Here is a 22148-nt window from a genome sequence, read left to right on the forward strand (position 1 = left end):
CCCCTGCCCCATCCCATACGGAGCCGTCTGGCGTCAATCCTCCACTCTGGAGTTCTGGCATACGGCCTGCGCCACCACGAGGTGACCAGCAGGCGGGATATGCCGATCCCCATACGCAGTACAGGATCGAGTAGTCCCAATCCGGTGGCCGACACGTCCGCGAGCCGGCGACCCACTGCCGAAACGGCATCGGGAATCCCTACACCTGTACTGAAGTGGAGAGACGTATGCGTACACCATCGTTACTGCGGCGGGTCGCCGTTGCGGTGACCCTGTCCCTGACTCCCATTGCCGCCGTGGCCGGCACCGCGCAGCCGGCCGGCGCCGTCATCGGCGGAAACTCCGCCGGTTACCTGCGCGGTCAGGTGCAGATCTTCGTCAACGACTCCTACAAGTGCACCGGCACGCTCATCGCCAGCAACTGGGTCCTCACGGCCCGCCACTGTTTCGACAACACCGGCGGTAACGTCAACAACAGCCTGGTCGCCGCAGGCGAGCGCACGCTCGCCAAGGGCCACCTGATGGCGATCGCCGGAATCTACAAGGAGCCCTTCCAGGACGCGATGCTCCTCAACCTCTGGCAGGACGTCCCGAACTGGTCCCGGATCGTCGTGGGCTACTCGCTGGCATATCCCCCCATCAACTCCACCCCGTCGATCAGCGGTTGGGGGGCCACCACCCGCGGGAGTACCACTCCCGCCTCCTTCCTGCGGATCTGCGGCATGCGGGTGACGGACTACAACATTCACCACGATCTCGTGGGGGCCGGCAACAGCGCCATGCGAATGGTCAGCTATGGAAGCGGCGTGCCGGGGCAGGGTGATTCCGGGGCCGGGATCTACTGGCTCGACAAAATCTACGGTGTCCACATCGCGAACAACGAGACGGACCTGGCCTACGGCCTGACGACCCACTATCTCGCCGATTGGATCGAGGCCGTAAGCGGCGTCGGGCCCAGCTGAGCGTCGGGGTGGCCGGTCCGGCCCCCGGACCGGCCACCTGGGGTCGTGACCTGGCTCGGTGCCGGGGCGCTGCCGCGCCGGGGCCGGTCACCGGTCGTGCCCCGGCACCGGCACGGGGTGGGTGGCTTCGCCGCAGCGGGGACACCACCGGTCGGTCACGAGGGGCGAGGTCACGCCGCGTCGAGTTTGTAGCCGACCCCGCGTACGGTGCGCACCAGCCGGGAGGCGGCCGGGTCGTGGTCGACCTTGGCCCGTAGCCGCTGCACGGCCACGTCGACCAGGCGGGAGTCGCCGAGGTGGGAGTGCCGCCACACCCGGTCCAGCAGCGCCTCCCGGGTGAACACCTGACCGGGCCGGCGGGCCAGCTCGGTCAGCAGCCGGAACTCGGTGGCGGTGAGGGGCAGTTCCCGCCCGTCGCGGCGGGCCACGAAGCGGGCCGGGTCGACCTCCAGTGGCCCGACCGTCAGCACGGGTTCGGTGGGCACGGCGTACCCCCGCCGCAGCGCCGCCCGGACCCGGGCCACCAGTTCCGCCAGGTCGAACGGTTTACGCAGGCAGTCGTCGGCCCCACACTCCAGGCCGACCACCACGTCGATGGGGTCGGTGCTGTCGGTGAGCAGCAGGATCGGCAGCTGGCTGCTGCGCCGGACCGCCCGGCAGACCTCCAACCCGTCGAGGCCGGGCAGTAGCACGTCCAGGACGATCAGGTCGACCTGCTGGGCCCGCCAGGTGGCCAGCGCGGTGCGGCCGTCGGCGGCGGTGCTGACCCGGAACCCGGCCCGGCGCAGACCGAGGGCGGTGACCTCCCGAATGGAGGCATCGTCCTCGACCAGCAGCACCCGGCCGTCCATGGTGTTCCCAGGGTAGTCCCGGGGCGGTCGGTCCCGACCCGGCGCAACGGCCGGTGCCGGGAGCCGATCGACGTCGGCCCCCGGCCCGACCGGTGGTCACCGTCGCGGTCACTCCTGCCACTGGTGCGCCACGTCGAGCACGATCCGGCTGTGCGTGCCGGGGCCGGCGAGCAGCAGCACCCGGAACGGCAACTGCGCCCGGACGCCGACGGCGAAGGTGCTGTAGCCCTCGAAGGTGCCGCCGTAGACGACGTCGCGCAGGGTGCGGTAGCCGAGCACCGCCGCCACGTGGTCGCCGGCCCGGTACGGGTAGCCCACGGCCGGCTCCCGCAACTGCACCCGCAGCACCGCCCCGCCCGCCGTGTACGGCGACATCGCCAACCCCTGCCCCTCGGTGAACACCTCGCCGTAGCCGACCGAGTAGCCGTCGGCGTTCCCGTCGAACTCGAAGACCAGCCGGTCGTAGCAGTCCTGCTGGCCGGTGCGGGTGGTCAGCAGCGGGGCGGGGTTCAGGTCGCCCCCGGTCTTCCCGGCGCTGCCCCAGGTGATCCCGCAGTAGGGTGCGGCGGTGACGTCGGCGCGGAGCCGGCCGGCGGCGGTCGCCGTACCGACGGTGGTGAGCAGCACGGCCAGCACGGCCGTGGCCGCCATCAGGGTCCTGGTGGAACGCATGGTGACCTCCCGGTCGACGGTGTCCGGCCACGGTGGCCGGTCGAGGTCGACGGTGCGCCACCTGTGCCACAGCGCCCGCACCGTGACGTAACAGCGGGGCAACAACCGCGACCCTCGTCGCCTCCTGCGCTCAGGCGCGGGTCAGGCCGATGGCGGCGGCCTGGCTCAAGCAGGTGGTCTGGGTGGGGAGGCTGCCCACGATCGTGACAGGCTCCCTGTCGCGACTGCTAGCCGAGGTCGTGTACCTCCAGCCCTCGCATGATCAGCATCTGCATCGAGCCGATCCCGTAGAGATCCGCGTCGGATGACAGGTTCGCCACCTCGCGGAGCACCGGTTCGACGTCGATGGCGCACTCGCGGGCTCGGTTGCACAGCCACCAGATCGTCATCAGCTCGTCGCGCGGATCGGCACCCTGATCCATAGCGGAGACATGGACAAGTCGTCGGCGGAACTCTCCGACCGAATTCCACACCACCGGTAGGTGGGCAGCCCAGCGGAAGGACGGGTAAGCCCGAAAGATGTCTCGGACCTCCTCACGGGCCGGCGCTCCGCCGGTCTCGTACGCATCCAACAGCGCATCGAGCGCGGCGGACGCCTCGGCCGCCACCCCGGCTTCCTCCACCGGCGACTGCGCCTTTCGGATCTCGGCCAGCGCGTTCGGATCGCTGAGGTCGACCGGGCGCTTGGCGACGTACCGCAACAGGTCGTCGATCACCGCGACATCCGCACGGACTGCGGCAAGACTCATGCCGTCATTGTGCTTGTCCCCCAGGAGATCGACCAGTTCAGGAGGGCCGCTGGGGCTCAGGGCCGGCGATAGGCGTAGTAGCCGCTTACCGGTCCGAACTCGTTGGCGGTTTGCTGGCTGATTGTCAGGTGCGCTTCCTGGACATCACTCCACGGCCGGTCCGGCCACGAGGTGTACAGGTCAGGGGCGGGTCAGCCCGATGGTGTCGGCGAGGCGGGCGACGTCGGCCGGGGTGGGGCCCGTGCGGAGCACGGCGGTCAGGGCGGCGCGGGCGGCGGGGCGGCTGCGGGTCTCACCGGGGGCGGTGCGGTCGGCGGTGAGCAGGGCCCGCCCGGCGGCGTCGGGGTCGCCCAGGTCGAGGTGGCTGCGGGTGATGTCGATGAGGTGGGCGGCGCGGTGTTCGGCGGGGAGTTGCCGCCAGCCTTCCTGCCCGGTGGCCCGGCGGTGCAGGTCGACGGCCCGGTGGTGGTCGCCGAGGTGGGTGGCGGTCAGGGCGCGGGCGAGTGCGACGCTGGTCGGGCCGAACGTGATGCCGTCCGGGTCGGGCGGCTCGTCGGCGGTGGCGAGCGGGGCGGCGCGTTCGGTCAGGTCGTGGGCGGTGGCGGCGTCGCCGTAGCTGGCGGCGGCGAGGGCGGCCTCGATCAGCAGCGCCCCGGTCAGGGCCAGCGCCGGCGGGTCGCCCTGCGCCGCCGCCGGGTCGAGCTGGCGTACGGCGGTGAGGGCGGCGGTCCTGGCCAGCCGGCCCCGCCGCAGCGCCCGGAGCACCTGCGCGAGGGTCACCGCCGCCCGGCCGATCCGCACCGGGTCGCCACGGGTGGCGGTCATCATGGCGCGGTCGGCGGCCAGCCAGGCCAGGTGGGCGTCGCCGAGCTTGACCAGCGTCTGGGCGGTGAGCCGGTGCACCCGCACCAGCAGGTCGAGGACGGGCGGGTCCACCGGGCCGGTGTGGCCGGCGTGACGGCTGTCGGCGAGCAGGTCGGGCAGCATCCGCAGCACCTGCGGGTGCTGCCCGTTGCGGTACGCCGCCCAGGCGTAGCCGGCCTGGTCGTCGAGTTGCCGCAGCAGGGGACCGGCCGGGACGGACGCCGGGGGGTCGTGGCGGGCCAGCGCCGCCCTGACCCGTTCCATGCCGGCACCGACGTCGGTGACCGGTGCCGGCGGGTTCCGCCCGGCGAGCAACAGTTGCGGCGCGACACCGAGCGCGCCGGCCACGGTGTCGATGACGGAGAGCCGATCGAGGGTACGCACCCCCCGTTCCACCTTGTCGACCCAGCTCTTGGACTTGCCGATCCGGTCGGCGAAGACCTGCTGGCTCATGCCCCGCCGGGCGCGTAGCTCGGCCATCCGGCGGCCGATCGCCGGCTCGTTTCCGGTTCGCTGCCGGCCGGGGCCGGTCACCGGTCGTGCCCCGGTACCGGCATGGTGTGGGTGGACCCGCCGCAGCGGGGACACCACCGGGACTTGACCCGGAACGCGAGCAGCCCCAGCAGGAAGCCCGGCACCAACCCCCCGAACAGGACCGACAGCAGACCGGGAATCACGAGCGCTCCCGCTCTCCGGCTCCGGCAACGAGGCTGTCTGCCGTGGTGTGGTGGTGGGACCAGGGGTTGACGACAGAGCCGTGCTGCATGGGGCCGCTCCTACGCGGGTCGATTCCGTGGTGAACTGTCGGCCGTCCGGCCGGATCGGGTGTCATCCGAGGCCATCCGGTCAGTCGCGCTCATCCTGGGCAGGTTCGGCAGGCCCAGGCGCTGTTAATCGCTGATGTACTGCTCGCGGTTGCCTGTCCAACCGGTGGGTCGTGGCTGGTCACCGCTCACCGTCCCCGGGAAGTACCGGCTGACGACCCGCCGTAGAAGTCCGATACTCACCGTCATATGACCGACCCCCCGTCGTCAGGACGCGGAGGGCCCTGCTGATGTGCCTCGTCCCGTGTCCGGCTTCAGTGAGGTTCAGCGTGCCGCCCGACTCGCCTTCGATCCAGAAGGTGATCGTCCGCTAACCGAGCGTGCTGTCCGCTGGTGGCTGCCGTCCGGGTGCGTACTCCATGCACGCGTCACGCAGTGTCGACGCCTCGGGTGCTCCCGACTGCTCCACCTTTGCCAGCAACTCCGCAGCCCGCCACCAGTTCGACGGCACCACCCGGCCGGACGTCACCGCCTGCGCCCCCAAAGCAACCGCCTCGTCCGGCTGGCCGGCGGCGACCAGGGCGAGACCGAGGTCGAGGCGGGCCGACGCCGATCGGCGGGGCCGTGCTCCACCGTCGCCGTGCGGGTCCAACTCGGTCAGCACCGCCCGCGCCACCTGCTCCGCACCGGGGTCACCCGCCCACGCCAAAGTCGTGGCCGTGTATGCGGCGGCCTTGGCCGGGTCGTAGCGATAGTGGTGCTCGGCCCGCTCAGGGACGGGCAGATTCGCCGTCAGACGCTCCACCCGGTCCAATGCTCGCCGGGTCGCACCGATGTCCCCGATCCGCGCCCATGCACGAGCCTCCTGAGCAGTCGCCTGAATGCGGGCAGAACTCCCCCTCGGAGCGACCCGCTGCGCTTGACGGGAAAGATCGAGTGCCGCCTGGTAGTCACCTTGGGTCAACACGTCCCAGGCCCGGGTTTCGAGACACCACGCCTGGATCTCGCCATGCTCAGCATGTTCGGCAAGATCATGAGCAGCACGCAGGTGAGCAACCGCAGCAGTCCGTTGCCGCAGGTCGATGTGAACCGTCGCCCGCAGCACCGCCAGCCAGCCACCGGCCACCAACAGCCGTCGCTGCTGCGCGAGCGTCACCCGGCCATCCAGCAGCCGGCCCACGTAGGAAAGGTGCCGCCGCACCAACGGCAAGAGATCCGTAGGAGCCATCGTCGGATAGGAACTGGCGAGATCGTCAACACCCTGCTCGATCCGATCCAGGATGTCCCCGCTGACATCGCTGGCGGCAACTCTCGCCCGCAGCTCACCGGCCTCGGCTGCATGGTCGACTGGCGCATCTGCCAACCGAGCGAGCGCACCCCCCGCTTCGAGAACCCGGTCCAGGTGACGTGCCGTGTCGACCGTCGGAGCCTTGAGCCCCGCCTCCAACTCGTGCAGATGACTCTTGCTCCGATGAGCAAGCTGTCCCAGGAGCCGAAGCGACAAACCTCGCCGCTGCCTAAGCTCACGCAGAGCTGTGCCGAAGCGCGGATCAACGGGCGAGACCATAGCGCCGCTCCAAGCTCACGAGGCCCTGGCAACCTCAACCGGCAGCCACCTCGTCGGACGGTACCCCGACACGTCGCGCGCAGAGTCCCCCCTCGCCTGCAACCTCCGGATGTTCCGTTGGGTTCCGTCCACGCACATCATCCGAAGTCGAGATCATCTATTCGGCCCGTCGAGTGCGCCGTACGTGATCGGCGTTGACCGCCGCATGGGGCACGCTGCGAGCACGGCTGGCTGGGTGCTTACGGAGGGCATCGAGGCTGGGGCCATGTTGCTGTGTGGCGCGCTGAGTTGCCTATTCGTCTGCCTCATGCTTTGGGCCGCTGCTGCGGCTTGGGCCACTCGGCCCGAACGTGGGCGCTGACCCCACGGATCGACCTTCGCGTCCCGAACGAATGATCCGGATCGATCAAAAGAAACTGTGCAAGCAGCCGAAGAGCCAACCCTCTATCGTCTACAGCCTGCGAGCAGACGGAGTCACCGGCACAGGGACGGGCAGATGAACGACGACCACGACGCCGCCGGAGCCATGAGCTTCATCTTCGAGGCTGGCGTACTCAAACGCGCCGCCCGTACCGGCTGGTGGTTCGCCGGCATCAAGCACCCCGAGTCCATCGCCGACCACTCGTTCCGGACCGCGCTGATCGGGATGATGCTCGCCGCCATGGAAGGTGCCGACCCGGCCCGGGTGTCGATGCTGTGCGTCCTGCACGACACCCAGGAAACCCGGATCACCGACATCCCCCACATCGCCCGCCGCTACCTCACCGCCGCACCCAACACCATGGTCACCGCCGACCAGGTCGCCGCCTGCCCGCCGGTTGTCGCCGACCTCATCAACGCCGCTGTCGCAGAATACGAAGCGGGCGAGACACCGGAGGCCGTCGTCGCCCGCGACGCCGACAAACTCGAATGCCTCGTCCAGGCAGTCGAATACCGCCACCAGGGCATCGACAACGTCCAACGCTGGATCGACAGCTCACGCGCGGCGCTGAAGACCGCCAGCGCCCACCGCCTCGCCGACGCCGCCCTCACCGGACAACCCCTCGCCTGGCTCACCCCTCGCCCACCACCGGCATAGCCACCAGCCACCTATGAGCAGATCGCCGACGACCTCGCCGAACGCATCAAGTCCGGTGAGTTCCCGCCCGGCTCCAAGCTGCCCAGACGCCGAGAGTTGATCGAGCACTATCGCGTTACTGAGCCCGCGTCATGCAGGTGCTACGGATCAGGGGCATGACCGGGACCCTGCCTGGCGTGGGCGTCGCGCGTCATCGAGGAACCACCGCGCGGCACGTTCGTCCGCGCCGTCGAGCTGACCGAGACGGTGACTCTCCTCAAGGGCGACACCGCTACCGCCCGGATGCCTGCCCCCGCCGAGCGACGCGAGCTGGAAGATGGCTGAGGGCATCCCGGTCATCGTGATCTTCCGCGCCGACGGCTCCCGCGAGCTGTACGCTGCCGACCGCATCCGCGTGGGTCGCTGACCCTCGCCCAATTTTGGGAAGCCCCGCCGCGGGATGCGGCCTGAACCTGTCGACTGGTGACGATCCGGGGCCTTGAGCAGGTGCCGGACGCCATCGGTTCAGGCGCAGGTTGACCTGTGTCGACGCTTGCACTGTCTTCTTGCCGCTCCGCGCCGCCCAGTACCGGTCGCTGTTCTCCGCCCGCAACACCGCGTTTTCCTGCCGCAAACCGGCATTCCCACGCCTGGTGCCCGCGTCTCGGAAATATCGCTAGGCGATCAGGAGGAGGGGCGGTGATCGATGCAATGGTCGAACGGCTATTGCAATCTCCTTCTCGCGTCCGGATACTCATGAGTGGCATTCACATCTACGAATGGATCAACGCATGAATCATCTCCATCGTGATCGTCGTGCCCTCACGGCAGGATTCGGAGCCGTCCTTCTCGCGCTGAGTCTTCTGGTGTGGCCGGCCGCCGGCGCGACGGCGCACCTGGAAGCGTCCGATCGGAATGGCACACAGGCGGGTGTCAACGCTAACTACTATCAGCTCAAGAATCCAGACTCCGGATTGTGTCTGACGCTCTACAACGGCAACATGTTCGATGGCGCACCGCTGGTCGTCATGCCATGCGCCCAAGGTGGGAAGCCTATGAGCTGGGCTTTCAGTGCTGGGAACGCTGGCAGCCTTTCCTCCCAAGCCGATCCGAGCCGATGTGTCGATGTCCTGAATGGCGTGACCGCCGACGGAACCTCCGTGCTCGACTGGACCTGCGGCTCCACCAACCAACAGTGGACTCTCACCAATGGTGGCAGATTGCTGAGCGGTCTGTCAGGCGGTTGGTGTCTCTCTATTTACGGGAATAACCCGGCACCGGGGACGATCGTCGTCCTGATGTCGTGCCTGAATGCGGGTGGAAGCCCTGCACCCTCTCCCTCTTCGTCGCCATCCTCGCCTCCGAGTGGGGCGGGCGACTACGCGAAGTGGGTTATCAGCTAGTGGCATGACCATGAACGTTCGCGGCGTTGGGCCGGGCAGTCGGTGGCGGGCCGGCCAATGGACTTGGACGACGTAGCGCTACCCTGGCGGCGTCCCCTCGCCCACTGGTCGTGCCAGCCGTCCCGGCCGCCGACAGGGCTACGTTTCAGCGATGTGGCGGTATCCAAGGTGCGGGGATACCGCCACATCGGCGGAACGCGAATCCGGATTCTGGTCAGGCTCGTGTACGTGGCGTTATCGAGATGCCGGAAGGGGGAGTGGGATGGCGCCCGAACTCTCTCCCGGCCAGCACGTACGTCTCGACGTCGCCCGCGACGCCAACAAACTGGAATGGCTCGTTCAAGCAGTCGAATACCGCCACCAGGGCATCGACAACGTCCAACGCTGGATCGACAGCTCACGCGCGGCACTGAAGACCGCCAGCGCCCACCGCCTTGCCGACGCCGCCCGCACCGGACAACCCCCAGCCTGGCTCACCCCACCCCCACCACCGGCATAACCACCGGGCGCCAGTGCTTCGACTTCCCTGCCGCGCCGTCAGGCCCTGACGACTCCTGAATCGTCGCGGAACCGGAACGACGCCGGGTTGTGGCAACGGGCTGGTCGCGGGACGGCGTGGCGGTCGAGCTGGCACCGGCGCGGCCGGAACGGGCCGCGTCATGACCGGTGTCCGGCCGCCCCGACCCGATCTCGTACCGATGACCGACGACCACGCCCCGGCGGTGCCCGACATCTCGTTCGAAGGCCCTAAATGGTTTGCCGGTGGTCGGCGGGCGCTGGGATGCTGCGGCCGGGAGCGGGGAGGGGCCAGCATGCCGTCGGAGTCCGAGCCGGAAGTCCGTACCGTGGCCGGTGTCCTGCGTGGCTGCCGGGAGGCGGGCCGGGCGGTGTTCCGGGGCATCCCGTACGCCGAGCCGCCGGTCGGTGCCCACCGGTTCGCCGCACCGCAGCCGGTACGCGGCTGGGACGGCGTACGCCCGGCGCTCGCCTTCGGTCCGCCGCCCCCGCAGCCCGACGCGTTCGGGACCGCCCCACAAGCCACCGGCGACGACTGGCTGACGCTCAACGTGTGGACGCCGGAGCCGGACCCGGCGGCGGGGTTGCCGGTGCTGGTGTGGATTCCCGGTGGCGGTTACCTCGTCGGCTGTTCCGGCCTCCCGGAGTACGACGGCGGGCACCTCGCCGGCGGCGCAACCGTGGTGGTGACGCTCAACTACCGCCTCGGCTTCGAGGGTTTCGGGCTGCTCGACGGTGCCCCGGCCAACCGGGGGCTGCTCGACCAGGTGGCGGCCCTGGAGTGGGTGCGGGACAACATCCGCGCCTTCGGCGGCGACCCGGGCCGGGTGACGGTCTTCGGGCAGTCGGCCGGCGGCGGTTCGGTCGCCGCGCTGCTGGCCATGCCGCGCGCCGCCGGGCTGTTGCGGCGGGCGGTCGCGCAGAGCGTGCCGGGGACGTTCCTCTCGCCCGAGCTGGCCGCCGACGTCACCGCCGCCTGCGCCGCCGAGCTGGGGGTACGACCGACCCTGGCCGACCTGTCGACGGTGGCTGCGGACCGGCTGCCGGCCGTGGTGCAGGCGATCTCCGCCGGGATCGTCAGGTGGCGGGAACGGTGGGGACAGATCACCCACCGGCCGATCCCGTTCGCGCCGGTCGTCGACGGCGACGTGCTGCCGGCGACCCCGTGGCGGGCGCTGGCCGACGGTGCCGCCCGCGACGTCGACCTGCTCGTCGGGCACACCCGCGACGAGCACCGGCTGTTCAGCCTGCTCGACGGGGTGCTCGGCCAGGTCACGCCCGAGCGGACCGGGACGGCGCTGCGGATGCTGGCCCCGGGCCCGGACGGTGCCCACCGCTACCGGGAGGCGTTCCCGGCCGCCACCGACGAGCAGCTCTACGAGCTGGTCAACGCCGACTGGTTGTTCCGGATGCCGAGCCTGCACCTGGCCGAGGCGCAGGTCGCCGGTGGCGGCCGGGCGCACCTCTACGAGCTGACCTGGCTGGCGCCGGGCCTGGGCGGCGCCCTCGGCGCCTGTCACGGCCTGGACGTGCCGCTGGTCTTCGGCAACCTGACCAGCGGGCAGCCCGCGATGCTGATCGGTGATCCGCCTCCTCCGGCGGCGTACGAGCTGTCCGAGCAGTTCCGCAGCGCGTGGACGGCGTTCGCCGCGACCGGCGACCCCGGCTGGCCGCCGTACGACGCGGGGCGCGGCACGCGCGTCTTCGACGAGCGGCCGACGGTCGTGGCGTACCCGGAGGAGACCTCACGGCTGCTGTGGCGGGACCACACCTTCGCCGCGCTCCCGCTGCTGGCCTGACCGCGTCCCGGCGACGGAACCCGGCGGCCTCCCGGCGGCGGCAGCACCGGTGGCGGTGCGGGCGAACCGGTCGGCCAGCAGCGCGAACGCGTCGGCGAGCGGCGGCGGGTCGACGACGGTGATCGCGGCGTCGTACCGGGCGACGGCGGCGGCGAGGCTCACCCAGGACCACGACCCGAGGGTGAGCCGGCACCGGTCGGGGGCGACCTCCTCGACGAGGCCGTCGCGGGTGTACCGGGCGACGGTCGCCGCGGGCAGGTCGAGCAGCACGGTGCCCCGGCACGGCCAGTCCGCCGACCCGCCGGCCGACCCCCGGAACACCCCGGTGAGGTACGTGGCGACGTCCCCGCCGGGCAGCGGCCTCGGGGTGAAGCGCGGCCCGTGGGGCGGGCGCAGGGTGATCCGGTCGACGCGGAAGGTCCGCCAGTCGGCCCGGTCGAGGTCCCAGGCGACGAGGTACCACCGGTCGTCCCAGGTGACGACGTGGTGCGGTTCGGCGTGCCGGGCCGGCCCGTCGGTGCTGTCGGGCCCGTAGTCGAAGCGCAGGATCTCGCGGGTCCGCACGGCGGCGCTGAGCGCCAGCAGCACCCCACCGTCGACCGGCGCGGTCGGCGTGGTGGCGGGCCGGGCGACGGCGGTCACGCTGAGCGCCCCGACCCGCTGCCGCAGCCGGGTGGGCAGCACCTGCCGTACGGTCTGCAGCGCCCGCGCGGCGGCGTCAGCCAGCGCACCGTCCGCGCCGGTCGCCGCGACCTGGAGCGCGACGGTGAGGGCGACGGCCTGCTCGTCGTCGAACAGCAGCGGTGGCAGTTCGGTGCCGGCGTCGAGCCGGTAACCCCCGTCGGGGCCCTTGACGGCGGCGACGGGGTAGCCGAGTTCCCGCAGCCGGTCGACGTCGCGGCGCACGGTCCGCAGGCTGATGCCGAGGCGTTCGGCCAGCACCCCGCCGGGCCAGTCCCGACGGCTCTGCAGCAGCGACAGCAGGGCGAGCAGTCGGGCGGACGTGGTCGGCATGGATCTCATTCTGCCCGTGGTAGGTGCCACATCCTGGCCTCTACCACCGCGACTCGACGTCGGCCCGACCGCGACCCGGTCCGGGTCGGCGCGGTCGCCGACCCGGACCCGGGAGGTCATTCGGTGCGCAGCCCGTCGGCGCGGGTGAGCCGCCACAGCAGGGGCAGGCTCAGGCCGGTGATCACCAGGACGGTCAACGCGCCGAGTCCGACCGAGAAGCCGACCACCGGCCAGGCGACCGTGACGGGGGCCTGCACCATCCGCAGCAGGGCCGCGCCGAGGCCCAGCCCGAAGCCGGCGGCGAGCACCAGCCCGACCCCGACCGGCAGGGCGGTCTGCCACAGCACGGACCAGCCGAGGGTGCTGCGTCGGGTGCCCACCGCCACCAGCATCGCCAGCAGGCGGCGGCGTTCCCGTAGCTGCTCCAACGTGCCGACCAGCATGCTGGTGGCGATCAGCGCCAGGGTGACGACCGTGCCGATGGCCAGGCCGCGCTGGATGTCGGCGAACCGGGGCGACACGATGGTCGAGGACAGCACGGACACCGGGGTGGTCAGGTCGATCGCGGCGGTGGCGTTGCGGACGTGTTCGACCGCGTCGGGGGCGGCCGGGTCGAGCTGGAGGTAGACCGTCGAGCGCAGCGGACCGAGGGTCCGCGGGCCGACCGCGCCGGGGGTGACCAGCACCGCGTTCTGCAGCCAGCCGGCCGGGTCGGGCCGGGCCGTCGCGGGCCGCGCCGTGGTGGGCACCCGCCACCGCGACCCGTCCTCGACGGTCAGCGTCGTGCCGGCGGGGACGACCGCCGGGTCACCCGGATCGGACACCAGGAAGGTGTCCCCGTCCACGCACCGGTCGAGGTGGGCGAACTCGGCCAGCGCGGCGCAGTCGCCGACCCGGATCTCCACCGGTGGGCCGTCCGGCGCGCCGACGTTGGCCCCGGTGCTGAGGGTGCCGGTCGCGGCCGTCACCCCCTCGGCCCCGCCGAGCTGCCGCAGCACCCGGGCCAGGTCCGGCTGGTTCGGGAACTGCACCTGCACCTGCGCCCGGGAGGTGTCCTGGCCGCTGGCGGTGGTGAAGTCCCCGGCGATCCCGGCGAAGAGCATCTGCAGGCCGATGGTGCCGGCGACGGCGACGGCGATGCCGTTGACCAGCCGGGCGGAGGTGGCGCTGTCCAGCTGCACCCGGCGGACCGCCAGCTGCCAGGACACCGGGCCGCCGCGCAGCCGCCGTACCAGCAGGTCGGTCAGCCAGGGCAGCAGGGTGACCGTGCCGATCAGCAGCAGCACCGCGCCGGCCGGCACCACCCACCGGGTGATCCCGCCGTCGCCCTCGCGTAGACCGGCCACGGGCAGCAGCAGGGCCAGGCCGGCCGCGGGCAGCAACAGCCGCCACCAGAGCCGACGGCGCACCGGGGTGCCGCGCCGGGCCACCCCGAGCGGCTCCACCACGACCGCGCGCAGCGCCAACATCGCCACCAGCACGGCCAGTGCCGGCACCGCCAGCACGACGGCCAGCAGCAGCGCGGTGGGCGGCCGGATGTCGGCGGCGTACACGCTGATGTCGTAGAGGGTGACCAGCGGGACCAGCTGGCGGCCGGCGAGCAGGAACCCGATGCCGACGGCGACCCCGAGCAGGGCGCCGGCGGCGGCCTCCCCGGCGGCGATCCGCCGGACCATGGTGGTGTCCGCGCCGACCAGGCGCAGCGCGGCGAGCCGCCGGTCACGTCGTTCGCCGCCGTAGCGCACGGCGGAGCCGAGGAACACCGCGATGGGCAGCAGCAGCACCACGAAGATGACCGCCACCAGGAGCATCAGCACCGGGCCGAACCCCTCGCCGGGCAGCCCGCCGCCGAAGCTGTCCAGCCGGGTCGCCCCGGACGTGTCGGACAGCCGGTCGTCGCCCTGGTAGTAGGCCAGTTCGTTGGGGCCGGCGAGGCCCTCGTCGGCGATGGTCCCGGTGACCTTCGCGCCGCCCAGCCGGGGGGCGAACAACGGGCCGTCGGAGGAGTCGAGCAGCCGGCGCAGGGCGGGGGAGACGACCACCTCGCCGGGGGCGGGCAGGGCGGTCAGCCCCGGCGGGACGGGCGCGGCCGGACCCTCCGGCCGCAGCAGCCGGCCTCGCACCGGCCGGCCCCGGAACTCGGTGTCCAGCGCGTGCACCAGCAGGGTGCCGGGACCGGCCGCGACCTGTTCGCCGAACCGCAGGTCGTCGCGGGCGTCGCCGCGCGCCTGCCGGGCGTCGAGCGCCCCGGGCACGGCGGTGGCCAGCAACAGCATGGCCACCCCGATGCCGACGCCGACGGCGGTGAGCAGCGCCCGGGTCCAACCCTCCCGGCCGCCGGTGAGCGCCATCCGGGCACCCATCGCCAGGTCCGCGAGCGCGCCCCGACCGGTCACGCCGCCACCTCCAGGTTGCGGGTCCGCCCGTCGCGCACCACGACCTCCCGGTCGGAGTACGCGGCCACCCGTGCCTCGTGGGTGACCAGGACCACCGCCGCCCCGGTGTCCCGGGCGGCCTCGGTGAGCAGCCGCATGACCCGTTCGCCGTTGAGCGAGTCCAGCGCGCCGGTCGGTTCGTCGGCGAAGATCACCCGGGGGCGGGTGACCAGCGCGCGGGCGACGGCGACGCGTTGCCCCTGGCCGCCGGAGACCTCGCCGGGGCGCTTACCGGCCACCTCGGTGACCTCCAGCCGTTCCAGCCACTGCCCGGCCCGCTGCTCGGCCTCGCGGCGGCCGACGCGGGCCAGCCGCAGCGGCAGGGCGACGTTCTCCAGGCAGGTCAGCTCGGGCACCAGTTGCCCGAACTGGAAGACGAACCCGAAGGCCTCCCGGCGCAGGGCGCTGCGCTGGGCGTCGGTCATCGTCACCAGGTCCCGGCCGTCGAAGACGACCCGGCCCCGGTCGGGGCGGACGATCCCGGCCAGGCAGTGCAGCAGGGTGGACTTGCCGGAGCCGGACGAGCCGAGCACCGCGACCACCTCGCCCTCGTCGATGCGCAGCCCGGCGTCGACCAGCGCGACGGTCTCGCCGAAGCTGCGGTGCAGGCCCTCGGCGACCAGCAGCGGGGCGCTCATGCGCGTACCCGCGCGGCCAGCTCGTCGAGCCGGGCGGTGGTCAGTTCCAGCCAGCGCAAGTCGGCCTCCAGGTGGAAGAGTGCGTGATCGCAGATCAACTGTTCGGCGAAATCGCCGCCGCGCTTGCGCCGGGTCAGTTCCCGCATCAGGCGCAGGTGCTCGGCGCGCTGCACGTCGAGCAGTTCGGCCGCCTCGCGGCCGGTGAGCAGGGCGAGCACGACCTTGGTGTAGAGCACGCTCTGCAGGTAGGGCTCGGGCTGTTCCGGGCGGGCCAGCCACTGCGCCACGTCGGCGACGCCCGCCTCGGTGATGGCGTACCGCTTGCGGTCGGGGCCCTCGCCGGGCTCGACCGCCTCCACCTCGACGAGGCCGCCGCGCAGCAGCCGGGACAGGGTCGCGTAGACCTGGCCGTAGGCGACCGGGCGGGAGTGGCCGAAGTGTTCGTCGTAGCGCCGTTTGATGTCGTAGCCGTGCCGGGGGGTTGCCTCCAGCAGGCCGAGGAAGGTCTGGCCGATGGACATGCGGGGGACTATACACACCGCGTATACGCGCGTTGTCTACACCCCGCGCCGACCTCGTCCCGACCGGTGTCCGGCGTCGCGACCTCCGGCGTCCGCGAATGTGACACCGTCCGACGCATTGACCCGCAGATTGATACATGTCAGTGTTTGCTTCCCCGGCGTTTCCGCCGCGATCCCACCCCCGGATCGCGGGTCTCCCGTCCACCCCCCGGTCGCCTCCGACAGACGGGACGGTGACGCCTGGGCGGATGCCCCGCCGACCCCCATGAGGAGCTCGCATGAAGCGCAGAACCCTGGCGATCGCCGCCGTCACCGCGGTGACGCTCGCCCTGGCCGCGCCACCGGCCTCGGCCACCCCGACCGCCCGGCCGGCCACCGCCGCGCCGGCCGTCGCCGCGCTCGCCGCGCCGGACGTCCAGGTCGCCAACGTGCAGGCGCACCTGGCCCAGTTCCAGAGCATCGCCACCAGCAACGGCGGCAACCGGCGGGCCGGCTCGGCCGGCTACACCGCCTCGGTCGCCTACGTGAAGTCCAAGCTCCAGGCCGCCGGCTACACGGTCACCGAGCAGACCTGCACCACCTGCACCTACCGGGGCAACAACGTGATCGCCGAGTGGCCGCAGGGCCCCGCCGACGACGTGATCATGTTCGGCGCGCACCTCGACGGCGTCGCCGCCGGACCGGGCATCAACGACAACGGCTCCGGCTCGTCGGTGCTGCTGGAGAACGCCCTGGTGCTCGCCCAGCAGAGCCCGACCATGACCAAGCGGGTCCGGTTCGCCTGGTGGAACGGCGAGGAGCAGGGCCTGCAGGGCTCGAAGTTCTACGTCAACTCCCTGACCACCGCCCAGAAGGGCTACATCAAGGGGTACTACAACTTCGACATGGTCGCCTCGACCAACGGCGGCTACTTCATCAACCGGGTCACCTCCACCACCGCCGCGCCGCTCAAGGCGTACTGGGACTCCCTCGGGCTGTCGCCGGAGGAGAACACCGAGGGCCAGGGCCGCTCCGACGACTACTCGTTCCAGCAGGCCGGCATCCCCACCTCGGGCTACGCGATGGGGGCCAGCGCCCGCAAGACCAGCGCCCAGGCCAGCAAGTGGGGTGGCACCGCCAACGCCGCGTACGACCCGTGCTACCACTCGTCCTGCGACACCACCAGCAACATCAACGCCACCGGGCTCAACCGCAGCGCCGACGGCGTCGCGTACGCCATCTGGGACCTCGCGGTCGGCGGCGGCACCCCGACCAACGACTTCTCGGTCGCGGTCAGCCCGACCGCCGGCGGCGTCGCCCGGGGCGGCTCCACCACCGCCACGGTCAGCACCGCCACCACCAGCGGCAGCGCCCAGCCCGTCGCGCTGTCGGCCTCCGGCGCGCCCAGCGGCGTGAACGTCGCGTTCAGCCCGTCGTCGGTCACCTCCGGCGGCTCGGCCACCATGACGGTCAGCGCGTCGTCGAGCGCCAGCCTCGGCACCTTCACGCTGACCGTGACCGGCACCGGCTCGGCCACCCGGACGGCCAGCTACACCCTGACCGTCACCGGCGGCACCGGGAGCTGCACGGGCGGGCAGGTCGTCGGCAACGGCGGCTTCGAGTCCGGCACCAGCCCGTGGACGGCCACCACCGGCGTCATCACCAACTCGTCCAGCCAGCCGGCCCGCACCGGCTCCTACAAGGCGTGGCTCAACGGCAACGGCAGCACCAGCACCGACACGCTGTCCCAGTCGGTGACCGTGCCGGCCGGCTGCTCCTCCTACACCCTCGCCTTCTACCTGCACATCGACACCGCCGAGCGGACCACCACCGTCGCGTACGACAAGCTGGTGGTCCAGGTCGGCAGCACCACGCTGGCCACGTACTCCAACCTCAACAAGGCCAGCGGCTACACGCTGCGCTCGTTCGACGTGGGCGCGTACGCCGGGCAGACGGTGACCCTGAAGTTCACCGGCACCGAGGACTCCTCGTTGCAGACCAGCTTCGTCATCGACGACGTGACGTTGCAGGCGAGCTGACCGACCCGGGTGGGGTGGACACCTGGTCCACCCCACCCGGACCGTCATGGCGATAAATGTCATACCCGGGGCGGACCATGGGGACATGGCTGCCCCCGCGCTGTCCCACCACAGTGGTCAACCGCGATCCGTGCCGCTGCGCGAGCTGCGTACCCGGCTGACCCAGCTGATCGCGATGGCCGAGCTGACCGACACGGTCACCCTGGTCACCCGCGACGGCGACCCCCGGCCGGTCGCCGCGATCGTGCCGGCCCCCGCCGCCCGCAGCGCCGCCCAGGCCCGCGCCGACGGTGAACGCCTCGCCACCGTGACGGCGGGTTGGGCCCGCCGGCTGGAGGAGTCGCACCGGCAGGGCGCCCTGCGGCACGCCGCCGAGCTGCGGGCCGTGACCGACGCCCTCGCCGAGGTCTGGGCCGCACTCGACCGGCACGTCCCACCCGGCACCGACCCGGCCGTGGACCGGCTCCGCGCCGCCCACGCCGACCTACGCCGCGACTGACTCCCGGGCCGCCCGCCCCCGGGCCGGGGCCTGCCCGCGCCCCGCGCCGCACCGTGTCGGCACGGCCGCCGCCAGACGCGTCGCGCCCCCACCTCACCGCGTCCCGCCTCGGCCCCCCACCCCATCCCACCCTGGCCCGGTCCCGGTCCACCCCGCCCGGGTGATCAAGAAGTTTGCGTCAACTGATCAAGAGGTTTGCGTCAACGTGAAGATCGAAGTTGACGCAAACCTCTTGATCACCGGGAACGAGCGGCGGGCCGGGGCCGGGGAACAGGGGCGGCCGGGGGCGGGGTCGGTCAGCCGACCGGTGTGGGGGTCCGTGTCGGGTGGGTGGGGGTGTTCGGGCGGTTCAGGGTGCGCCACGGGCCGCCGAGTAGTGGGGTGAGTACCACCAGCAGGTAGCAGCCGCCCACGGTGAGCAGGACGGGCGTGGTGCCGAAGCCGTCGACGGCGATCCCGGCGGCGAGCGCGCCCAGCGGCATGCCGGCCCAGCAGCCCGCCCCGATCACCCCGAACACCCGGGCCCGCAGGTGGGCCGGCACCCGTTCCAGCTCCACCGCGCCGAGCAGCGGGTTGATCGCCCCGGCGGCGAATCCGGACAGGGCGAAGACCGCGACGATCCAGGGCAACGGTGGCGCGGCGGCCAGCGCCCAGAAGGGTGGTCCACCGGCGACGGCGAAGGCGGTGACGAAGGTGGCCCGGCGGGGCAGCCGGTGGCCGACCACGCTGAACAGCAGCGACCCGACCAGCGCGCCGCCGCCCATCGCGCCGACCAGCAGGCCGAACGCGGTGGCCCCGCCGAGTTCCCGGTCGGCCACCACCGGTAGCAGCACGCTGCTCTTGGTCGCGTCGAAGAAGTTGGTCACCAGCACCAGCAGCACCACCGCGCGCAGCAGCGGCTCCCGGGTCAGGAACCGCACCCCGGCGGCGAATTCCCGCCAGTAGCCCCCGCCGGCCGGGTCGGTGGGCGTGGCGGGACGCAGCGACCGGGGCACCAGCAGCGCCACGACCAGCGCCGAGACCGCGAAGGTGGCGGCGTCCAGGGCCAACACGGGCAGCGCGCCGAGGGTGGCGACGAGCAGTCCGGCCACCGGGGCGCCGACCAGCCGGGCACCCCGCTCGCTGGCCTCGTACCAGCCGACGGCCCGCTCCAGTGGCACCCCGGCGGCGGTGGCCGCCTCCGGCAGCAGGGCGTTGCGGGCGGTCTGCCCGGGGGTGTCGAGCAGGCCGCTGGCGAAGACGAGCACGAGCAGCGCCCAGAACGGCAGGCCGACGGTGGCGTCGAGCAGCGGCACGGCCGCCACCGTCAGCCCGGAGACCACGTCGGCCAGGACGCTGGCCCGCCGGTAGCCGATCCGGTCCACCAGCACCCCGCCGAGCGCGCCGCCGAGCACCACCGGCACGGTGGCTGCCGCGCCGGTCAGGCCGGTGGCGGCGGGCGAGCCGGTCTCGGCGAGCACGTAGAGCGGCAGCGCGATCAGGGTGAGCATGTTGCCGGTGAGCGAGACGGTGTGCCCGAGCAGCAGGCCGACCAGCGGGGCGCGGCGACGCGGCGTCACCGCGGGTCCCGGAAGGCGTGGTACATCAGCGTCACCGTCTCGGCCCCCGGCCGGGCGGGGTCGCTGCGGGCCTGCCAGCGGGCGGCCAGCGCCTCCAGGTCGGCCCGCAGTTCGATCAGCTCGTCGCTGGTCAGGTGCAGCCAGGAGTCGCTGCTGGCGGTGCCGCGCACCCACTGCGGGTCGAGGGTCGCCTCGACGTCGAGGTAGTGGCCGAGGCGTTCCGCGTACCGGTCGAGCACGGCGCGGCGCAGCAGGTCGGAGGCGGTCCGGCGTTCCGGGTCGGCGAGCATCTCGACCGGCTCCCAGGAGGTCCGGGCGTGTGTCGCCCGCCACCAGTGTTCCCGGCGGTCGCGGGCGTGCTCGGGGGCCTCCTCGACGAAGCCGTGTTCGGCCAGCTTGCCCAGGTGGTAGCTGACCGAACCGACCGCCTCGTCGATGGCGTCGCTGAGCATGCCGACGGTGCGCGGGCCCCGCACCCGCAGCTCGCCGAGCAGTCGCAAGCGGGTCGGGTGGGCGAGCGCGCGCATCGCCCGGGGGTCGGTCAGGTGCCGGGTGGGTTCCTCCGTCATGCGCCCACCCTAGAAGTACAAGACATGAAGTACAAGAAGTCTTGTGGAATTGTGAGGGCGCGCCGCGGTGGCGCCGCGCTGCGGTGCGCGGACGCGGCGGGGAGAATGCGACGGAGCGACGGCTGACGCGGACCCGGCCGGGACCAGGAACAGAGGCGGTGCCGATGACCGTGCCGGCGGTGACCACCGCAACCGGGTCGGCGGCGTCCACCGGGCCGGGGGCGTTCGACCGGGTCGGGGGCGGGCCGTGACGTCCGGCCTGGCGCTGACCTTCGCCCTCGGCGCGGCGTTCGGCTACGGCGTCGGCTCGGTGCTGCAGGCCGTCGGGGCCCGGCGCGGGGCCAGCACCCTGCGCGCCCTCGGCCACCCGCTCTACCTCGCCGGCCTGGCCTGCGACACACTGGCCTGGCTGGCCTCCCTGGTCGCCCTCCAGAAACTGCCGGTGTACGCGGTGCAGTCGGTCACCGCCGGCTCGCTGGCCGTCACCGTGGTCATCGCCCGGATCGTGCTCGGCGCGCGACTGCGCCGCCGGGACACCGGGGCGATCCTGCTCACCGTCGCCGCCCTGACCGTCATCTCGCTGGCCGCCGGCCCCGAACCACCGGTCACCGCGTCCATGGCACTGCGGGTCGGACTGGCCGGTGCGGCGGTGCTGACCGCGCTCGCCGGCCTCGCCGCCCTGCGGGTCGCCCGGCCGGTCGTCGCCGCCACCCTGGCCGGCCTCTCCTGGGGCATCACCGCGCTGTGCGCGCGGGCGCTGACCCCGCCACCCGACCCGCTGGGCCACCCCGGCGCGGCGGCCTGGGACCTGCTGCTGGAGCCGGTGACCTGGGGACTGGTCATCTCCGGGGTGGCCGGGACGGTCCTCTACGCGCACGCGCTGCGCCACGGGCAGGTCGGGCCGGTCACCGCCGTGCTCTGGGCGGTCGAGATCGTCGTCCCCTCGGTCGCCGGGGTGCTGCTGCTCGGCGACGGCGTCCGCGCCGGCTGGCTGTCCTGGGCGGTCCTGGCCACCCTGACCACCGTGGCCGCCGCGATCGTGCTCGCCAGCGCCCCGGGCACCGCCGACACCGCCGCAGCGGACGACCACGCCCCCGGCTGAGCCCGCAGGGCGCTCCGGGGGAAACGGTCAGCCCGGCCGGCGGCCCTCGCCGGCCGGTCGTCGGCCCTTGAGCCGGCGGCCCAACTCCCGGGCGATCTCCCGGTTCGCGTCGCGTTCGGCGAGCACCTGACGCTTGTCGTAAGAGCGGCGGCCCCGGGCCAGCCCGACCTCGACCTTGGCCCAGCCGTTGCTGAAGTACATCGACAGTGGCACCAGGGTCACCCCGGGGTCGCGCAACTTCTCCAGGATGCGGCCGATCTCCACCCGCCGCAGCAGCAGCTTGCGGGTCCGCCGGGGCTGGTGGTTGGTCCAGGTGCCGAAGCCGTACTCGGCGATGTGCAGGCCGTACAGCATGATCTCGCCGTCGCGTTCCTGGGCGAACGCGTCGACCAGCGACACCCGCCCCTCGCGCAGCGACTTCACCTCGGTGCCGACCAGCACGATGCCCGCCTCGTACGTCTTCAGGACGGTGTAGTCGTGCCGGGCCTTCCTGTTGACGGCGATCAGCGTGCGCTCCGCGTCCCGTGCCACGACGACCACCTCCGCCCGGATCTGCCAGCGGCGTACACCCTACCGCCGGTGCCGCCCC

General features: G+C 72.5%; 20 protein-coding genes and 2 pseudogenes. 9 read left to right on the forward strand and 13 right to left on the reverse strand.

Going from position 1 to position 22148, the window contains the following annotated elements:
• Positions 1-266 precede the first annotated feature (266 nt).
• Positions 267-962, forward strand: coding sequence for a trypsin-like serine protease (locus ACN265_RS13060; RefSeq protein WP_421407699.1), 696 nt, complete (start codon positions 267-269; stop codon positions 960-962).
• A 170-nt stretch (positions 963-1132) separates the two neighbouring features.
• On the opposite strand, the gene ACN265_RS13065 is transcribed toward ACN265_RS13060, so the two are convergent.
• The 6 genes from ACN265_RS13065 to ACN265_RS13090 form a co-directional block, all read right to left on the reverse strand.
• On the reverse strand, positions 1133-1813 hold the full coding sequence (locus ACN265_RS13065) for a response regulator transcription factor (protein ID WP_208570657.1): 681 nt from the start codon (positions 1811-1813) through the stop codon (positions 1133-1135).
• Between the two features lie 108 nt (positions 1814-1921).
• A complete protein-coding gene (locus ACN265_RS13070; RefSeq protein WP_421407700.1) occupies positions 1922-2587 on the reverse strand; it encodes an AMIN-like domain-containing (lipo)protein in 666 nt (221 codons plus the stop codon).
• Between the two features lie 125 nt (positions 2588-2712).
• A complete protein-coding gene (locus tag ACN265_RS13075) occupies positions 2713-3234 on the reverse strand; it encodes a hypothetical protein (RefSeq protein ID WP_421407702.1) in 522 nt (173 codons plus the stop codon).
• Positions 3235-3414: 180 nt separating this feature from the next.
• Positions 3415-4578 carry a helix-turn-helix domain-containing protein gene (locus tag ACN265_RS13080; protein WP_421407704.1) on the reverse strand — a complete coding sequence of 388 codons (1164 nt, stop codon included), beginning with the start codon at positions 4576-4578 and terminating at the stop codon, positions 3415-3417.
• A 50-nt stretch (positions 4579-4628) separates the two neighbouring features.
• Positions 4629-4775 carry a hypothetical protein gene (locus ACN265_RS13085; RefSeq protein ID WP_421407706.1) on the reverse strand — a complete coding sequence of 49 codons (147 nt, stop codon included), beginning with the start codon at positions 4773-4775 and terminating at the stop codon, positions 4629-4631.
• A gap of 457 nt (positions 4776-5232) precedes the next feature.
• The gene (locus ACN265_RS13090; RefSeq protein WP_421407708.1) at positions 5233-6429 is read right to left on the reverse strand and encodes a helix-turn-helix domain-containing protein; all 1197 of its coding nucleotides are present in this window, start codon (positions 6427-6429) and stop codon (positions 5233-5235) included.
• Positions 6430-6925: 496 nt separating this feature from the next.
• Between ACN265_RS13090 and ACN265_RS13095 the strand changes: the two genes are divergently transcribed.
• From ACN265_RS13095 to ACN265_RS13115, 5 genes and pseudogenes are all read left to right on the forward strand, one after another.
• Complete coding sequence (locus tag ACN265_RS13095) at positions 6926-7507, forward strand: HD domain-containing protein (protein WP_420117053.1); 582 nt, start codon at positions 6926-6928, stop codon at positions 7505-7507.
• 21 nt (positions 7508-7528) lie between these two features.
• Positions 7529-7692: pseudogene (locus ACN265_RS13100) on the forward strand (GntR family transcriptional regulator); the annotation flags it as partial.
• Positions 7693-8265: 573 nt separating this feature from the next.
• Positions 8266-8889, forward strand: a complete 624-nt coding sequence (locus tag ACN265_RS13105; RefSeq protein ID WP_421407710.1) for an RICIN domain-containing protein — start codon at positions 8266-8268, stop codon at positions 8887-8889.
• Positions 8890-9190: 301 nt separating this feature from the next.
• Positions 9191-9388, forward strand: a pseudogene (locus ACN265_RS13110) (hypothetical protein); the annotation flags it as partial.
• A 313-nt stretch (positions 9389-9701) separates the two neighbouring features.
• On the forward strand, positions 9702-11204 hold the full coding sequence (locus ACN265_RS13115; RefSeq protein WP_421407711.1) for a carboxylesterase/lipase family protein: 1503 nt from the start codon (positions 9702-9704) through the stop codon (positions 11202-11204).
• Here the strand turns inward: ACN265_RS13115 and ACN265_RS13120 are convergent.
• The 4 genes from ACN265_RS13120 to ACN265_RS13135 form a co-directional block, all read right to left on the reverse strand.
• Positions 11151-12218, reverse strand: a complete 1068-nt coding sequence (locus ACN265_RS13120; RefSeq protein WP_421407714.1) for a helix-turn-helix transcriptional regulator — start codon at positions 12216-12218, stop codon at positions 11151-11153. The genes ACN265_RS13115 and ACN265_RS13120 overlap by 54 nt on opposite strands.
• Positions 12219-12334: 116 nt before the next feature.
• Positions 12335-14614: an FtsX-like permease family protein gene (locus ACN265_RS13125; RefSeq protein WP_421407715.1), complete on the reverse strand. Its 2280-nt coding sequence runs from the start codon at positions 14612-14614 to the stop codon at positions 12335-12337.
• Complete coding sequence (locus ACN265_RS13130) at positions 14611-15291, reverse strand: ABC transporter ATP-binding protein (protein WP_204928519.1); 681 nt, start codon at positions 15289-15291, stop codon at positions 14611-14613. The genes ACN265_RS13125 and ACN265_RS13130 overlap by 4 nt, the downstream gene beginning before the upstream one ends.
• Positions 15288-15812: a PadR family transcriptional regulator gene (locus ACN265_RS13135; RefSeq protein ID WP_204928520.1), complete on the reverse strand. Its 525-nt coding sequence runs from the start codon at positions 15810-15812 to the stop codon at positions 15288-15290. Before ACN265_RS13135 ends, ACN265_RS13130 begins: the two co-directional genes overlap by 4 nt.
• Positions 15813-16090: 278 nt before the next feature.
• Between ACN265_RS13135 and ACN265_RS13140 the strand changes: the two genes are divergently transcribed.
• Together ACN265_RS13140 and ACN265_RS13145 are read left to right on the forward strand one after the other, a co-directional pair.
• A complete protein-coding gene (locus ACN265_RS13140; RefSeq protein ID WP_421407717.1) occupies positions 16091-17830 on the forward strand; it encodes a M28 family peptidase in 1740 nt (579 codons plus the stop codon).
• A gap of 85 nt (positions 17831-17915) precedes the next feature.
• Complete coding sequence (locus ACN265_RS13145) at positions 17916-18329, forward strand: type II toxin-antitoxin system Phd/YefM family antitoxin (protein ID WP_204928522.1); 414 nt, start codon at positions 17916-17918, stop codon at positions 18327-18329.
• A 296-nt stretch (positions 18330-18625) separates the two neighbouring features.
• On the opposite strand, the gene ACN265_RS13150 is transcribed toward ACN265_RS13145, so the two are convergent.
• Together ACN265_RS13150 and ACN265_RS13155 are read right to left on the reverse strand one after the other, a co-directional pair.
• On the reverse strand, positions 18626-19888 hold the full coding sequence (locus ACN265_RS13150) for an MFS transporter (RefSeq protein ID WP_421407719.1): 1263 nt from the start codon (positions 19886-19888) through the stop codon (positions 18626-18628).
• Positions 19885-20457, reverse strand: coding sequence for a winged helix-turn-helix domain-containing protein (locus ACN265_RS13155; RefSeq protein ID WP_204928523.1), 573 nt, complete (start codon positions 20455-20457; stop codon positions 19885-19887). The genes ACN265_RS13150 and ACN265_RS13155 overlap by 4 nt, the downstream gene beginning before the upstream one ends.
• Positions 20458-20704: 247 nt before the next feature.
• On the opposite strand from ACN265_RS13155, the gene ACN265_RS13160 reads away from it, so the two are divergent.
• Positions 20705-21559, forward strand: a complete 855-nt coding sequence (locus ACN265_RS13160) for a hypothetical protein (RefSeq protein WP_421407721.1) — start codon at positions 20705-20707, stop codon at positions 21557-21559.
• Between the two features lie 27 nt (positions 21560-21586).
• On the opposite strand, the gene smpB is transcribed toward ACN265_RS13160, so the two are convergent.
• Entirely contained in the window at positions 21587-22090 is a 504-nt protein-coding gene (gene smpB, locus ACN265_RS13165) for an SsrA-binding protein SmpB (protein WP_420117045.1), read from the reverse strand.
• Between the last annotated feature and the right edge of the window lie 58 nt (positions 22091-22148).

It is taken from the genome of Micromonospora sp. WMMD730, from assembly GCF_049178955.1.
GTDB lineage: Bacteria > Actinomycetota > Actinomycetes > Mycobacteriales > Micromonosporaceae > Micromonospora > Micromonospora wenchangensis.

Bases quoted from the DNA above. Each gene is read 5' to 3' on its own strand.
- ACN265_RS13065 (WP_208570657.1), bottom strand. From the start codon at position 1,813: ATGGACGGCCGGGTGCTGCTGGTCGAGGACGATGCCTCCATTCGGGAG.
- ACN265_RS13075 (WP_421407702.1), bottom strand. From the start codon at position 3,234: ATGAGTCTTGCCGCAGTCCGTGCGGATGTCGCGGTGATCGACGACCTG.
- ACN265_RS13080 (WP_421407704.1), bottom strand. From the start codon at position 4,578: ATGGCCGAGCTACGCGCCCGGCGGGGCATGAGCCAGCAGGTCTTCGCC.
- ACN265_RS13090 (WP_421407708.1), bottom strand. From the start codon at position 6,429: ATGGTCTCGCCCGTTGATCCGCGCTTCGGCACAGCTCTGCGTGAGCTT.
- ACN265_RS13095 (WP_420117053.1), top strand. From the start codon at position 6,926: ATGAACGACGACCACGACGCCGCCGGAGCCATGAGCTTCATCTTCGAG.
- ACN265_RS13105 (WP_421407710.1), top strand. From the start codon at position 8,266: ATGGATCAACGCATGAATCATCTCCATCGTGATCGTCGTGCCCTCACG.
- ACN265_RS13115 (WP_421407711.1), top strand. From the start codon at position 9,702: ATGCCGTCGGAGTCCGAGCCGGAAGTCCGTACCGTGGCCGGTGTCCTG.
- ACN265_RS13120 (WP_421407714.1), bottom strand. From the start codon at position 12,218: ATGCCGACCACGTCCGCCCGACTGCTCGCCCTGCTGTCGCTGCTGCAG.
- ACN265_RS13130 (WP_204928519.1), bottom strand. From the start codon at position 15,291: ATGAGCGCCCCGCTGCTGGTCGCCGAGGGCCTGCACCGCAGCTTCGGC.
- ACN265_RS13135 (WP_204928520.1), bottom strand. From the start codon at position 15,812: ATGTCCATCGGCCAGACCTTCCTCGGCCTGCTGGAGGCAACCCCCCGG.
- ACN265_RS13140 (WP_421407717.1), top strand. From the start codon at position 16,091: ATGAAGCGCAGAACCCTGGCGATCGCCGCCGTCACCGCGGTGACGCTC.
- ACN265_RS13145 (WP_204928522.1), top strand. From the start codon at position 17,916: ATGGCTGCCCCCGCGCTGTCCCACCACAGTGGTCAACCGCGATCCGTG.
- ACN265_RS13155 (WP_204928523.1), bottom strand. From the start codon at position 20,457: ATGACGGAGGAACCCACCCGGCACCTGACCGACCCCCGGGCGATGCGC.